The sequence below is a fragment of the Pseudomonadales bacterium genome, from assembly GCA_024234435.1.
GTDB lineage: Bacteria > Pseudomonadota > Gammaproteobacteria > Pseudomonadales > Porticoccaceae > JACKOF01.
Map to the genome: position 1 here is coordinate 677,817 of JACKOF010000001.1, position 13,738 is coordinate 691,554.

Here is a 13,738-nt window from a genome sequence, read left to right on the forward strand (position 1 = left end):
GCCTGATGCCAAAACATAAACCTAACCTTCCTGAGGGTGAGCCCTTAACCGCTGCCGCGGTCAAACAACACTATACCCGCCCGCCTTCGTTTACCGATTTGCTGCCCTGGATGGAATACATTCCCGAGAGTAGAGCTTTTCTGTTAGAGGACGGGGTCAGCCTCGGCGCCATGTTCGAGGTGCAGCCGGTCGGTTGCGAGGCGAGGACGCCGGCCTTTATGGCCCAGCTGCGAGACGCCATTCAAACGGCAATCAATGAGGCCATTCCCGAGCGCGACGATGCGCCTTGGGTCTTACAGATCTATGTACAGGACGAGCCCAGGCTAACTCAATTCAATGAGTCGTTGGCCAGTTATCCATCGCCGGCGGTTCGTGCATCGGATTATTCTCAACATTACCTGTCGGTGATGTCGAAGCACCTGCAAGCGATTTCCCGGCCGGGTGGGTTGTTTGACGATACCACCGTCACCGGTTCGCGTTGGCAGGGGCAGCAACGGCGGATCCGCGTTGTGCTCTATCGTCGTTTAGCAAGCAATGGCAAAACGCCACCCGCTGTTGAAGTGGAGGAAGCGCTCAATGACGTGGCCACCAAATGGATCGCCTCACTGGCCTCTGCTGGAATCAACGCCCAACGGGCCAGTGGTCAGGCGTTTTATCAGTGGTTGCTGAGCTGGTTCAATCCCAATCCACCGCTGGCAGACGGCAATCCGGAATCACTGATGCAGTTGGCACCCTATCCGGGTGATGACAATTTGCCGTTCGGCTATGACTTTGCCGAACAGCTGACGCTGTCGATGCCACACTCCGATGAGGCAACCTCGAGCTGGATTTTCGATAATATGCCGCACACCGTCGTGACCGTACAAAGCTTGCGGCGGGCCCCGGACATCGGGCACTTCACGGCGGAGCGCCAGGCCGGGGATCAGGTGTATTCGCTGTTCGATCGTTTGCCCGAGCACACCATCATGGCAATAACACTCACGCTCAAACCGCAAGACACCACCCGCAATCACATTGCCCAGATCAAGCGCGCAGCGGTGGGTGATTCCGCAGAGGCGTCGATCACCCGGGAAGATGCGGAACACGTGGAGCGGGAAATGGCGCAGGGCAACAAGCTGTATCCCGTGAGCATGGCCTTCTATGTGCGCGGAGATAATCAAAAGGCGCTACGGAACAATTTGAATCGTCTCCACGCGCTGCTTTTGCCCAATGGTCTGCAGCCCATTGCCCAGGAAGCTGACCTGCTGTCGCTCGACAGTTACATCCGTAACCTGCCCATGGCCTACGACGCCGACCTGGACAAATCCCGCCGTCGCTCGCGCCTGATCTTCTCCCGGCATATTGCCAATTTGGTACCGTTCTACGGCCGTTCCCGTGGCACCGGTCATCCCGGCCTGGTGTTCTACAACCGGGGTGCCGAACCGCTGGTCTTCGATCCGTTGCACCGGGATGACCGCAAGAAGAACGCCCACATGCTGATCCTGGGGCCGACGGGGGCGGGCAAGTCAGCACTGCTAGTGTATCTGTTGCAGCAGATGATGGCACGACACCGGCCACGGATTTTTATCATCGAGGCCGGGGCTTCGTTTTCGTTGTTGGGGCAGCATTTTGCGCATCACGGTCTGTCAGTGAACCAGATCACCCTGAACCCCAATGTCGATGTCAGCCTGCCGCCCTTTGCCGATGCGCTTCGACTGCTGGATCGTCGCCATGCGTTTAATCCGCTCGACGTCGATGAGTCCACAATGGAGGAGACGTTAGACGAAGATGATGAGATGGACGAAGAGGGCGGCGGGCGCGATATTCTCGGCGAAATGGAGATTGCTGCACGTATCATGATCACCGGTGGCGATGAACGTGAAGACGCGCGATTGACCCGGGCCGACCGACTGCTGATCCGTAATGCCATATTCCTTGCCGCAAAAACCGTGAAAGAGACCAGTCGACCCCAGGTGATTACCCAGGATGTGGTCAACGCCTTCCAGACCATCGCCACCAACAGGGAATTGCCCGAACACCGGCGTAATCGAGCACTGGAAATGGGGGATGGTATGGCGCTGTTCTGTTCGGGCCTGGCGGGCCACTTCTTCAACCGGCCGGGGCAGTCCTGGCCAGAAGCCGATGTCACCATCCTCGAAATGGGCATGCTGGCCCGGGAAGGCTACGAAGATCAACTCACCGTCGCTTACCTGTCCATGATGAGTCACATCAACGACCTGGTGGAACGTCATCAACACGACGATCGGCCCACGCTGGTGGTGACTGACGAAGGCCATATCATTACCACCAATCCCTTGCTGGCGCGCTACGTGGTCAAGATCACCAAGATGTGGCGCAAGCTCGGTGCCTGGTTCTGGATTGCCACCCAGAATCTGGAAGACTTTCCGGATGCCAGCCGCAAGATGCTCAATATGATGGAGTGGTGGCTGTGCCTGGTCATGCCGAAAGAGGAGGTGGAGCAGATCGCCCGCTTCAAGGATCTCAATGACGAACAGCGCAACCTGCTGTTGTCTGCCCGCAAGGAGCCGGGGAAATACGTAGAGGGTGTGGTACTGGCCGACAAGGTCGAAGCGCTGTTCCGCAACGTACCGCCAGCCTTATCGCTCGCCCTGGCCATGACCGAAAAGCACGAAAAGGCCGAGCGCGCCGCCATTATGCGCGAAAAAAACTGTAGTGAGTTGGAAGCGGTGTATGAAGTGGCGCAAAGAATCGCATGCAAACGGTAATGATTTCGGAAAAAAATAGTATAAGGCTTTGATCAAATGTATGAGTGAATTATGATCATGAGAAAAGGGCTGTTTAACAAAATATAAGAGCGAATACGCGTCTACGATGTTTTTTGTTCAATCAATTAAAGGGCTAAATTAATTAATATCGTAGGCTTTTGACGCGTCTGCCGGGCTGTATGAAGGTATTTACCGCATGAATGGGGGGGGGTGCGAACCAAGCTTGGGTTTGGACCAAAGGACGGGTGTTTCCGCCTCATTACACGAAAATAAGATATGACAATCAATATGAGGCACTATCTCGCAGATACCATTGCGATGGTTGTATTTTCCACCGTCTGTGGGGCTTTTATCGAGGTCATTATCGCCGGGCTATCATTCGATCAATCCATGAGAATCCGTCTCGCAGCGATACCCATTATGCTCTTTGCCGGAAGGCCTTATGGCATTTACAGAGATTGGTTGCTTAAGCTTTTAGGTGATGAGAATTCGGGGCAGTTAAAAGTGGCAATAATAGATACTTTCGCGAACTTAACTTTTCAAATGACCTTGTATTTAATCCTTCTTTTTCTGAGCGGAGCAACAATAATACAGGCGGTAAAAGCAGGGCTTTCAATACTCTTATTCCTTGTCATTTCCGGACGCCCCTATGGTATTTTTTTGATTTATTGTCGGAAGATGTTTGGTGTGTCGGATAATTAGAAGAACTAGCAGCAGGATTGGTAACTGATGTTATGTATAGGCGGGATAATAGGAATACCTACATTATTTTACTGAGAGGTGTGAATGTCGGGGGTAAAAATATGATCCCGATGGGATTGGGCGTTCTAAATTGGTCGTGGGTATAGAAGCTTGTTTGGGTGTCCCAGCAACGGGGCGCAATTTGAATACAGTTAACAAACTCAAAGAAATGTTGAGAAATGCATAAAAGCGCATCAATATCGTTTTTTATCTGTCACCAGACGCTGGTACCTTGTGTTGTTGGTGTGAGTATCTGGCAATAATGAAGCAAGTATCTTATTGAACAAGGTTCGCGGGCAAGCGTAACGCAGTGTCGTGAAACGAGTTGTTCTCGTCAATCGCCGTTTGACCCTTTTTGGCGCTCTGTCAAAATCACACCATAATACTGTTTGCATATACAGTATCATGTGATAGCCTTGCACTTGCCTATAATTTTTAAGCTGACACATAAAAAGGAGGATTTATGTCCGTTAGGCCCATTCCCGAAGGCTACCATGCGATAACGCCCTACTTAAGTATTAGTGGCGCGGCAGAAGCCATAGAATTTTACAAGTGTGCATTGGGTGCAGAAGAGCTGTTTCGCCTAGCGGCACCCAATGGAGACATCATGCACGCTGAAATAAAAATAGGTGACTCCGCCATCATGTTAGCGGAGTCGTGCGAAGAATCCGGGTTTCGTAACCCCAAAAAATTGGAGGGAACCTCTGTAGGGATTCACCTCTATGTAGAGAATGTTGACGAAATATTTTCACGAGCAATTGAGGCGGGTGCCAAAGTGGTTAAGCCTGTTGAAAATCAGTTTTATGGTGATCGTAACGGAACGGTGGAAGATCCCTTTGGGCATTTGTGGTTTATTGCCACTCACATAGAAGATCTTAACCCTGAGGAAATTTCAGCGCGTGCTAAGGCATTATACGAACAGGGCGGTAAGTAGATAGCAGTAAGCACACAAGAGAAAAATCGGAGGTTTCAGAATGACTTTTACAGGAAGAGTAGCGCTCGTCACTGGAGCTGGAACAGGCAATGGTGAAGCGATAGCGGAACGACTCCATAAAGGTGGGGCTTCTGTGGTGTTGGTGAGCCGACATTTGGAACCTATACAAAAAGTCTGCGCAAGAATTGACCCCAATGCCGAGCGAACACTGGCTATTGAGTCTGATGTGCGAGATCCAAAAGCCATTGAAGAGGCTGTCAGAGCAACAATTGATCGATTCGGTCGTCTTGATTTCGCTGTCAATAATGCGGGTGTGACCGGTACGGCAGGGGTACCTATACAAGATGTTGATATCGATGTTTGGAAGGAGGTCATTGATATCGATGTGTCAGGCGTTTTTTATTGCATGAAATATGAAATACCGGCGATGTTATCGAGTGGTGGTGGCGCGATTGTGAACATGTCATCGGCGAATGGTTTGGTGGGGCTGGCGGGAATGTCGGCGTATACAACAGCCAAGCATGCCATTATCGGCTTAACCAAGTCTGCCGCGCTGGAGTTGGCGGACTCCAATATCAGAGTTAATGCGGTTGCGCCAGGTTACGTTGCAACGCCAAGAATTCTTGACTCCGGCAAAGAGGTCACTGACTGGATGGCAAGTGTGCATCCAATGAAGAGACTGGCGACTCGGGAAGAAGTCGCTGAGTTGGTTGCATATCTCCTTAGCGATACCGCTTCCTTTATTACCGGTAGTGTTCATTCAATTGATGGCGGATATACAGCGCAATAAAGAGGCGTGGCATAACAACTGGAAGGGATCAAATTTTGCACTAGCGGGGTCTCTTCCTATCTCGATGAGGTGCAACTTAAACTTCAGTGAACTATGAACCAATTAAGAGGGTAGAAAAAACGATGAAAGCAAAGGGAAAATGTCTATGTGGCTCTATTGAGCTGGAAGTTGAGCTATCAAATACTGAAGTCGCTGCTTGTCATTGTAGTATGTGTAGAACGTGGTCCGGTGGCCCAATGCTGGTTATCGACAGCGGGGAGTTAAAGAAAATTGATCCTGCCCCCAATTCCCGGACACCGGGCTAAGAGAGTAATCTCTAACCCCCAAGGTGTTCAATGAAAACCAAAGTGACCAAAAAACGTACAGAGCGCAAGACATATTCACCCCAGTTCAAAGAGCAAGCGCTGGAGCTTGCCGGCCGGGAGGGAGTGGCCAAGGCCGCAAAGGACCTGGGTATCGCCGAGACGATGCTTTATAACTGGCGGGCCAAACGGTTACAAACTGGCCAGAGCTTCGAAGAGCAAAAGCTTCAACAGGCGGAAATGGCGAGGCTGAAGCGGGAGAACGCCCGTCTGGAGGAAGAGGTCGCCTTTTTAAAAAAGGCGGCGGCGTACTTCGCGAAACAACCGAAGTGAGGTACGCAATGATCAGGTCATTAGAATCCGATTTCCGGATCGGCACCATGTGCAGGCTATTGACGGTATCGCGCAGCGGCTTCTATGCATGGAGGCATCGTCAACCTACTGTCCGCCAACTGGCCAATGAAGCACTGGCGGAGGATATCAAAGCGATCTTCACTGCACACAAAGGCCGCGCAGGCGCCCCCAGAATCACTCGGGAGTTGCGCGACCAAGGCAAGCCAGCCGACCGCAAGCGGGTTGCCAAAGTTATGCGCACGCAAGGTTTAAGAGCCAAGGCAGCGAGGAAGTTCAAGGCAACCACCAACAGCAACCATAGCCTGCCAGTCGCGCCCAATCTGCTGGAGCAAAATTTTGAGGCTGAGAGCGCTGATCAAAAGTGGGTCAGCGACATCACCTATATCTGGACCGACGAAGGCTGGCTTTACTTGGCTGTTGTCATGGATCTCTACTCGCGCATGGTGGTTGGTTGGGCCATGTCCGAGCGCATGACGGCTGACTTGGTATGTGGGGCGCTACAAATGGCTCTGTGGCGACGCAAGCGGCCAGGTGGCGTAATCGTGCACTCGGATCGCGGTAGTCAATATTGTGGTCGTGCTTATCAAAAGCTCCTGCGCGACCACAAACTGATTTGCAGTATGAGCAAAAAAGGTGACTGTTACGACAACGCGGCCATGGAAAGCTGGAACCACAGCCTCAAAGTTGAGGCCATCCATGGTGAACGATTCGCCACGCGCGCCGAAGCTAAGGCCCACGTGTTCGAATACATCGATGTGTACTACAATCGCCAGCGGCTTCACTCGAAACTGGGCTACCTGAGCCCGGAGGCGTTTGAAGCTAAAAAAGTCGCTTAGCTTGTTGTCCGAGAAAACGGGGCAAGATCAAATATCCAATGAATCAGGGATAACCCGGTATCCATCATCAGAATGGGCCGAGAGGGGATTCTGTACTACGTGTGGTACGCATCTGTTTTATTTTCTGAAGCCAAATAATCAATACCATTTCCCCGCAGGATTATTGGACGCAGAATCGGCATACAACTTTAGTCATCAGATATTCATTGATGAAAAACCTGAATATTATCAATTTTCAAATGAAACCAAAAATTTGACCGGTGAGGAAGTTTTTGCACAGTTTTCTGGAGAGTAATCACCGAATAAACGCTGTGGCACTATGTGAATATGGACTCTGGAGTTAAAGCTTTGAAGGTGAGATCGAAATTATACCCAGTTATGTTTTAAGTCATCAAATAGGATTCAATATGCCAGAAGATAAAATAAAGTCTTTTCGGGAATTGTTTTTATCACGGCTTAGTACGCTATCTCATATTATAGATATTTCATCTGAGCATCTTCAGAAAGAAGCGGATTCAATACTAGGCTACCGTCTCATTGACGACATGCTTCCTTTGGGTACCCAGATTGCTTACGCATGCAATCAACCACGAAATTTTGCACTTTGGTGCGAAGGTGCCGCGATGGAGAATCTGTCAGCAGACGTTGAATCGCTGAGTGAGGCGAGAAAGATTATTGACGATACCAGATCGAAGTTAATCAGCGTAACTGTAAATGACGAAAAGTTACAGGAGGTGATGCGTATAGATATAGGCGAGGAGCAATACATAGAGCTGCCGGGGCTGGAATACGTTAATGATTTCCTAATTCCTAATCTATATTTTCATTTGGTTACCGCTTATAACATTATGCGAATGAAAGGCGTGCCAGTGGGTAAGTTTGACTACATGATACATTTGGCTCCTAAGGTTAAACAGACGTGAAGCATAGCAAAATACACCTTATCTAAAGGAGGCATACAATGGATGTGGCTTACAGGAAAGGAAGAAAAAATCATTGCCACGAAATGTCGGAGCTAGGTTGCATCGCATTTGAAGGCGCAATAGAGTGCCTTTTTCATAACTTGGCGCCCAATATGATGGCGATTGAGATTTTTTCAATGTCCTGGAGAAAGATGTGTGTCCACACTCATTTAGAAGCACTATGAGGAAAAGGAACCTCCATACAAAGACGTCATACGCGGATGTTATGCCAGAGTAGGCAGCGATGAAGAAAATTGATTTTAAGAAAGAACTAAAACACCTTTATAGGCCTTCGGCCAGGGACGTGGCCATTGTTGATGTCCCTGCAATGAACTACTTGATGATCGACGGTGAGGGTGATCCAAATAACGCACAAGCCTATCAAGATGCTATTGGTGTTTTATACCCGCTTTCATATACGTTGAAATTTATGATCAAGCGAAGTGATATCGCTGTTGATTATGGTGTGATGCCACTGGAAGGTTTGTGGTGGGCTGATGACATGACATCTTTTAGTGTTGACAACAAAGATGACTGGAAATGGACGCTGATGATTATGCAGCCAGTATTGGTTACGGAGTCGATGGTGTTAGATGCGATCGAACAGGTTAAAGAAAAGAAAAATCCAACGGCGCTTCCGCTAGTAAGGTTTGAAACGTTTAACGAGGGGAAGGCTGCACAAATACTTCATGTCGGCCCATTTTCAGATGAAGGCCCGGCAGTAGAGAAAGTTCACGCCTTTATCGACGAAAGTAAAAGCATACTAAGGGGAAAACATCATGAAATTTATTTGAGCGATATTAGGCGGTCAGAACCAGAAAAATGGAAAACGATTATTAGGCAGCCAATGACTTGAAAGGTATACGGGCAAGGCAGTATTGATATTTTCGGGGACGTTAACCCGCGTCATCATTCAGGAACAACATCCGTTGAGATGATTTTTAATGTCAATAGCTAAATGCCTTGTTACTCCAGGTTATCCACTAAGGATGAGTAATCTTATCAACTTCTGAGCGCATATCTAAATTTTTAAGATAAGCAGCAAGCATTTCGAAACTTCCACCCCAGCCTTTACCGTGTTGTGAACGTGAGGCTTTCCAGGCATCCGCTTCTGCTTACGTTGGGTTTATTATCTGCCAATTATACTGCAGTAAGGTAACGCCATCGGCTTCGCTTAGTTTAAGAGTCGCTGCGCTTATGTTGGCGCGGTTAGGAAATAACTACGCAAGTACCTGTTGGAATTTTCTATTTTTTTATAACGTTGCATCAATCAGACTGTCGAGAATAACCCTGGGTCGATAGCCATGCCTTACGCCACCATTGAACAGTTTCCCCGATCTATCGCATTTGGTTTTTTGCTATCAATTGCAATCAGCTGCTATGGCGGTGCGGCGGGTAATAAAACACCGCTCACTATTGAATGCTTTACCATTTCCGAGGCACCGCCCAACACGGGCAATAATCGTTCTTCCGTTAAGCTGCCGGGCGTGAAATATACACGCTACGAACTCGATCGAATCAATCGATTGCAACGTGAGCTGTCTCATGGTTTGCCAACGGATCCAGACAAAGCCAAGGAATTGGTATTGAGGCGTTTTCAATTAATGAATACAGCGGTGGGTCAACAATTGGAAAATGCCGCTAACGGATTAATTAAAGCGATGCAGTATGGTATTGATCGCTACCCGGCCATTGTGTTCGATGGCAAAGCCGTGGTGTATGGCATCACCGACATTCGGGCAGCAACTCAAGTGTATCGGCAGTGGCAGGCGGGAGAGCCAAGATCATGATGCGCTCCCTCAGCCGTTGTGGGCTCCTCCTGCTGATGTGGGCCTCCCTCATAAGCCATGCTGGAACCATCTCCACCACGGAGATTGTCTCCCAGACCACCAGTGCAGCACTCAGCTGCATGCGCTGGATGCCGGTGGGAATGTGTTTTTGGCTACGCTGTTCCATTTACGAATGCGATGTCGAGACCTCCATCAAAGTTGGCCATTACCAGCCGGATGCGGTGGTGAGCAGTTACAACGAACTCGGTAGCAATCCCTGGACAGAGATTCGCAGCATTCTTGGAGCCGCCCAAAGCTCCGCCGCGACAGGACTGCTCGGCAGCTTGCTGGCCGTGCCCATCGAGAGCGCCGGGAATCGAACGGAAGGTGGGCAGGGCAACAAGGATCACCGCAATCTGATCTTTCGGGAGACCGATGTCATCGGCCATCCTTTAGGTTCGCTGTCGGGTGTCCTGGCGGGTACCGGCTATTTGTGTGAATCAGAAACCACCTCCTTTTATCCCTACTTCATGTCGAGCCTGGATGCGCTCTCCTGGCGTATGGAAATCCCGGAGATGTTCTATCCAGCGAGTCTGATACCCGGCATGCGGGAAATCGGCACCTGGCCTCTGCAGACCTGGGGTGGTGTCTACCCCAGAACAGGCTGGACCACACAGGCAGAGGAGCCCAAGGCCGCAGCAATCAATGCGCAGCGAGCCGGGGATATCGTGACCCGGAACGGTCAGCCGCACATTTACGATCAGATCGAACCGTCTTCCAGCTCCGACCAGCGGATTTGGTCGCCGGGTCCATTGGTTGAAGACGATCCTGCCACCGGTGAGTGGCAGATGTTGCTCCCCAAAGCAGAATCAAGCTGCGCTGTTTTTGGCACCAACGATCTCGCCAGCGCCACTGGTTGGGGTGGTGGCCGCGTGGACGAGGAGGGTGATTACGCCTGGAACCTGTGGAGGCCTTATCAGTGCTGTGAAAAAGAAGGTCAGTTTTTTCTGTTCGACATCAACTGGATCGATTACCCGCCATGATCAACCACAATCCTATTCACTGTCTGCTGATCGCTTTGGTGGTCGCCATTGGCCCCGACAGCTATGCCGCTCAGGCGCCCACGGAAGATGGGCTGTGGTATTACGAGATCGGTGGCGCCGAACCGGTCTCGGTACCGGCCAATCCTGCTGTGGTTTCCACGACGTTGGGAGGCTCTGCCCAACTGGGACTCGGCTACAGCTGCGGCAAGTTCGATCCGGTGGCAGCGGTCACCAATACCTTGAACGACATCGGTTCCGGTGTCGACAACATGATGAATGCCATGACGGCAGCGGCCACCAGCGCCATAGCGTCGTTACCGGCACTCATTCTGCAGCGAGCCAACCCCGGCCTGTACGATCTCTTCCAGAATGCCCTGATCAAGGCCGAAGAAACCATGCAGCTGGCGACCAAGTCCTGCGAGCAGATGGAGGCGGAAATCGCCCAGGGCAAGAACCCCTACGCCGATCTGATCACCCTATCCAAAGGTAACGATTGGAAGGTGCAAATGGGTATAGGCGGCAATGATGCCGTCACCGCCAAAGACACGGTGGAATCCTCTAACGGCGATAACGGTGTGCCCTGGATCGGTGGGCAGGCCGGAGGAACCGGCCAGCCAGTGCTGGAGTTCACCGGCGATATCGTCGAGGCTGGTTACAACATCAATATGAATCGCGCCGTGACTGACACCAGTCCGGTACCAGCCGCATCGGCCACCCGGCTCTCGGAAATCTGGGGGTCGCCCGGCGAAGCCCGGGACTGGACCGTGGATGTGGTGGGCGAGAATATCGTTACCACCTGCGATACCTGCCGCAAAGACAGCATTCCCGGTACAGGCCTGCTGCCGAAGCTCTATCAGGAATCCGCTGCCGTCACCACCGAGATCCAGAACCTGGTCAGTGGCGCGACACCACTCACCCTGACCAATCTCGACCAGATCACCGCGCCCGGCGTGGCCATCACCCGGCAAGTGATCGAAGCGATCCGCGAGATGCCGGCTTCAGAGCAGAGTCTGATCATGGGCCGCCTGGTCTCCGAGATCAGCACCGCGCGCACGGTCGAGAAGGCACTGTACGCCCGACGTCTGCTACTGTCGGGGCGGCAGGTCCCAGAGGTCTACGCCACCGAAGTGGCCCGCGAGCATGCGGACAACTCCATCGCCGAGCTCGATAAAGAAATCGAAAACCTGCTGTTTGAAACCCGTGTGCGCAAGGAAGTGGTGTCCGACACCGTTGCCACATTACTGGAGCGAGCGGCTGCCAAACGGCAGAGTTCACTTACCGTACCGGAAGTGCCGACCCTGGATCCCAATCCGTTGCGAGGTGGGCGTGTTCAATAACCTCCGATCACGGCGAAAAAACTTTCTGCTATTCACCACCATGGCCGTGTTGCTGACAGCGCTGGTGGGGTATCTCCTGATACATCGATTACAAACGGATTCCGTGCAATCCGTTCAACAGAGCATCGACGACTGGCGGACGACACTGGCAGCCATGCGCTGGACAGTGATCGCTGTTATTGCCCTTGGCTGGAAATATCTGGTTGCCTGGCTGGCTGATGCGACAATCCTGAGCCGGGCCAAAGCAACCAGACTAACAGGAATACGCTGGCGCGCCGTCACCTGGTTGGTTTTGCTCGAATTGGTGTTAGGGCAGGGTGTATTGGTCAATGCCGTTGACCTGATGGTTAGAGCTTGATCGTTGGAGCAGGGCAATGAGTGTCGATAGCTATCTGGAGCTCTTTACTTCCCTTTTTGGCTGGACCTTCTACGGCATTCTGTGGGATGTGCTGGTCAGTACCGGCATCGTCTATCTCCCGTTTCTGGGCATCCTGATCGACAACTGGCGCGAACCGGCGCAGGGCGGTGAAGTTGGCCATGCCAGCGTCCTCTCACTGCGGCGCATGGAGATCGAGCTGTTCATTGCGCTGTTGGTAGTCGTGCTGGCGGGGCAACCCGCTGCCCTCACGACACTCAATGCCGGTACCTTGTCCTACTCGCCGCCGCCGACCTTGCTGAATCCAACGCCAACAACCGCGACCGTAGCGGCTCCACAGAGCACCTATGGCACGACCGGCTTCACGGGTTCTGCCGCAACCGTCAATGTTCCCGTCTGGTGGTACGGCGTGATCGCCCTCAGCTCCGGCCTGAATCACGCCATTGTCGAAGGCCTGCCAACCGTGGCTGATATGCGCACCTTCGAGCAACAAGCACACCTGGCCACCATTGCCGATCCGCGACTCAGGCAGGAGGTGAGTGATTTCTTCAGCCAGTGCTATGTGCCGGCCCGCTCCAAATACCAGGCTGAACGACCAAACACAGCGGCCATCAATGGCATTCTCACCACCTATGGCGCCGATGACCCCGACTGGATGGGCTCACACGTCTACCGGGATACAGTGGGTTATTACGACACCCTGCGCCCGGCCAACCAAATTGCCGGCTGGGCTTACAACGCGACCAGGGATACGGAATACGATCTGACGACTCCGCCAGCCTGGGGTAAACCTTACTGCAACCAGTGGTGGGAGGATGGGGCCATCGGCTTACGTGAAAAGCTGATCAACGAGGCGGATGCCACCTCGGCCGGCTTCTCCGGTCTGGTAGTCGCCATCGCACCGGCACTGGCCAGCGAACAGCAAAATGACGCCGTCGCCAAAACTGTTCTCACCAATGCGCCACCCTCCTGGTCGAGCAATGAACTGATCGCCAATAATGCCTCCGGCTCGGGTTTGTTCAATACGGCAGGAAATATTGTCAAAGGCGGCCTGGCGACCGGTGGTGTGGTCACCGCTTCGGCCCTGTTTTCCGTCACCATGACTGCCGTGCTACAGTCATTGCCCATGGTGCAGGCCATTATGCTGCTGGGCATCTATGCCTTGTTACCGTTGGTGGTGGTCTTGTCCCGCTACTCCATCGCCATGATGGTGGTGGGCGGCATGGCGATCTTCACCATCAAATTCTGGACAGTGCTCTGGTATCTGGCCATGTGGGTGGATCAGAACCTGATTCTGTCCATGTACCCGGACGTCAACGTCTTCCTGCAGATCTTCGCCAACCCCGGCGAACACGATGCCAAGCGCATGCTGCTGAATATGATTACCACCAGCCTCTATCTGGGATTGCCGCTGCTGTGGAGTGGGATGATGGCGTGGGCGGGGGTGAATATAGGGCGCTCTATCACTGCAGCTACTTCCCCGCTCGCAAGGCCTGCTGATGATGCAGGAAGGCAGGGCGGCAGTTTGGGCAAAATAGCCGTCTCAAAAGGGATGAAGAAGAAATAGG

At 52.2% G+C, this 13,738-nt stretch carries 13 protein-coding genes and 1 pseudogene; all 14 read left to right on the top strand.

Going from position 1 to position 13,738, the window contains the following annotated elements:
• Positions 1–5 precede the first annotated feature (5 nt).
• The 14 genes and pseudogenes from H7A02_03180 to H7A02_03245 all read left to right on the top strand — a co-directional run bounded on the left by H7A02_03180 (position 6) and on the right by H7A02_03245 (position 13,737).
• A complete protein-coding gene (locus tag H7A02_03180; GenBank protein MCP5171257.1) occupies positions 6–2,726 on the top strand; it encodes a conjugative transfer ATPase in 2,721 nt (906 codons plus the stop codon).
• 276 nt (positions 2,727–3,002) lie between these two features.
• Positions 3,003–3,428 (top strand): L-alanine exporter AlaE, encoded by a 426-nt coding sequence (alaE, locus tag H7A02_03185; protein MCP5171258.1) that lies wholly within the window; start codon positions 3,003–3,005, stop codon positions 3,426–3,428.
• 32 nt (positions 3,429–3,460) lie between these two features.
• On the top strand, positions 3,461–3,574 hold the full coding sequence (locus H7A02_03190) for a DUF1697 domain-containing protein (GenBank protein MCP5171259.1): 114 nt from the start codon (positions 3,461–3,463) through the stop codon (positions 3,572–3,574).
• Positions 3,575–3,930: 356 nt separating this feature from the next.
• A complete protein-coding gene (locus tag H7A02_03195) occupies positions 3,931–4,401 on the top strand; it encodes a VOC family protein (GenBank protein ID MCP5171260.1) in 471 nt (156 codons plus the stop codon).
• Positions 4,402–4,441: 40 nt separating this feature from the next.
• Positions 4,442–5,191: an SDR family oxidoreductase gene (locus H7A02_03200; GenBank protein ID MCP5171261.1), complete on the top strand. Its 750-nt coding sequence runs from the start codon at positions 4,442–4,444 to the stop codon at positions 5,189–5,191.
• A gap of 335 nt (positions 5,192–5,526) precedes the next feature.
• Positions 5,527–6,683: pseudogene (locus H7A02_03205) on the top strand (IS3 family transposase).
• Positions 6,661–6,978 (top strand): GFA family protein, encoded by a 318-nt coding sequence (locus tag H7A02_03210; GenBank protein MCP5171262.1) that lies wholly within the window; start codon positions 6,661–6,663, stop codon positions 6,976–6,978. The pseudogene H7A02_03205 and the gene H7A02_03210 overlap by 23 nt, the downstream one beginning before the upstream one ends.
• A gap of 112 nt (positions 6,979–7,090) precedes the next feature.
• Positions 7,091–7,606 (top strand): DUF1993 domain-containing protein, encoded by a 516-nt coding sequence (locus H7A02_03215; GenBank protein ID MCP5171263.1) that lies wholly within the window; start codon positions 7,091–7,093, stop codon positions 7,604–7,606.
• 283 nt (positions 7,607–7,889) lie between these two features.
• Positions 7,890–8,501, top strand: a complete 612-nt coding sequence (locus H7A02_03220) for a GyrI-like domain-containing protein (protein MCP5171264.1) — start codon at positions 7,890–7,892, stop codon at positions 8,499–8,501.
• Between the two features lie 448 nt (positions 8,502–8,949).
• Positions 8,950–9,435 carry a TIGR03757 family integrating conjugative element protein gene (locus H7A02_03225; protein ID MCP5171265.1) on the top strand — a complete coding sequence of 162 codons (486 nt, stop codon included), beginning with the start codon at positions 8,950–8,952 and terminating at the stop codon, positions 9,433–9,435.
• Positions 9,432–10,457 carry a TIGR03756 family integrating conjugative element protein gene (locus H7A02_03230; protein MCP5171266.1) on the top strand — a complete coding sequence of 342 codons (1,026 nt, stop codon included), beginning with the start codon at positions 9,432–9,434 and terminating at the stop codon, positions 10,455–10,457. Before H7A02_03225 ends, H7A02_03230 begins: the two co-directional genes overlap by 4 nt.
• Positions 10,454–11,794 (top strand): integrating conjugative element protein, encoded by a 1,341-nt coding sequence (locus tag H7A02_03235; protein ID MCP5171267.1) that lies wholly within the window; start codon positions 10,454–10,456, stop codon positions 11,792–11,794. The genes H7A02_03230 and H7A02_03235 overlap by 4 nt, the downstream gene beginning before the upstream one ends.
• Before the next feature lie 40 nt (positions 11,795–11,834).
• Positions 11,835–12,152, top strand: coding sequence for a hypothetical protein (locus H7A02_03240; GenBank protein MCP5171268.1), 318 nt, complete (start codon positions 11,835–11,837; stop codon positions 12,150–12,152).
• A 16-nt stretch (positions 12,153–12,168) separates the two neighbouring features.
• A complete protein-coding gene (locus H7A02_03245) occupies positions 12,169–13,737 on the top strand; it encodes a conjugal transfer protein TraG N-terminal domain-containing protein (protein MCP5171269.1) in 1,569 nt (522 codons plus the stop codon).
• Position 13,738 lies beyond the last annotated feature (1 nt).

Bases quoted from the DNA above. Each gene is read 5' to 3' on its own strand.
- H7A02_03180 (MCP5171257.1), top strand. From the start codon at position 6: ATGCCAAAACATAAACCTAACCTTCCTGAGGGTGAGCCCTTAACCGCT.
- alaE (MCP5171258.1), top strand. From the start codon at position 3,003: ATGACAATCAATATGAGGCACTATCTCGCAGATACCATTGCGATGGTT.
- H7A02_03190 (MCP5171259.1), top strand. From the start codon at position 3,461: ATGTATAGGCGGGATAATAGGAATACCTACATTATTTTACTGAGAGGT.
- H7A02_03195 (MCP5171260.1), top strand. From the start codon at position 3,931: ATGTCCGTTAGGCCCATTCCCGAAGGCTACCATGCGATAACGCCCTAC.
- H7A02_03200 (MCP5171261.1), top strand. From the start codon at position 4,442: ATGACTTTTACAGGAAGAGTAGCGCTCGTCACTGGAGCTGGAACAGGC.
- H7A02_03215 (MCP5171263.1), top strand. From the start codon at position 7,091: ATGCCAGAAGATAAAATAAAGTCTTTTCGGGAATTGTTTTTATCACGG.
- H7A02_03220 (MCP5171264.1), top strand. From the start codon at position 7,890: ATGAAGAAAATTGATTTTAAGAAAGAACTAAAACACCTTTATAGGCCT.
- H7A02_03225 (MCP5171265.1), top strand. From the start codon at position 8,950: ATGCCTTACGCCACCATTGAACAGTTTCCCCGATCTATCGCATTTGGT.
- H7A02_03230 (MCP5171266.1), top strand. From the start codon at position 9,432: ATGATGCGCTCCCTCAGCCGTTGTGGGCTCCTCCTGCTGATGTGGGCC.
- H7A02_03235 (MCP5171267.1), top strand. From the start codon at position 10,454: ATGATCAACCACAATCCTATTCACTGTCTGCTGATCGCTTTGGTGGTC.
- H7A02_03240 (MCP5171268.1), top strand. From the start codon at position 11,835: ATGGCCGTGTTGCTGACAGCGCTGGTGGGGTATCTCCTGATACATCGA.
- H7A02_03245 (MCP5171269.1), top strand. From the start codon at position 12,169: ATGAGTGTCGATAGCTATCTGGAGCTCTTTACTTCCCTTTTTGGCTGG.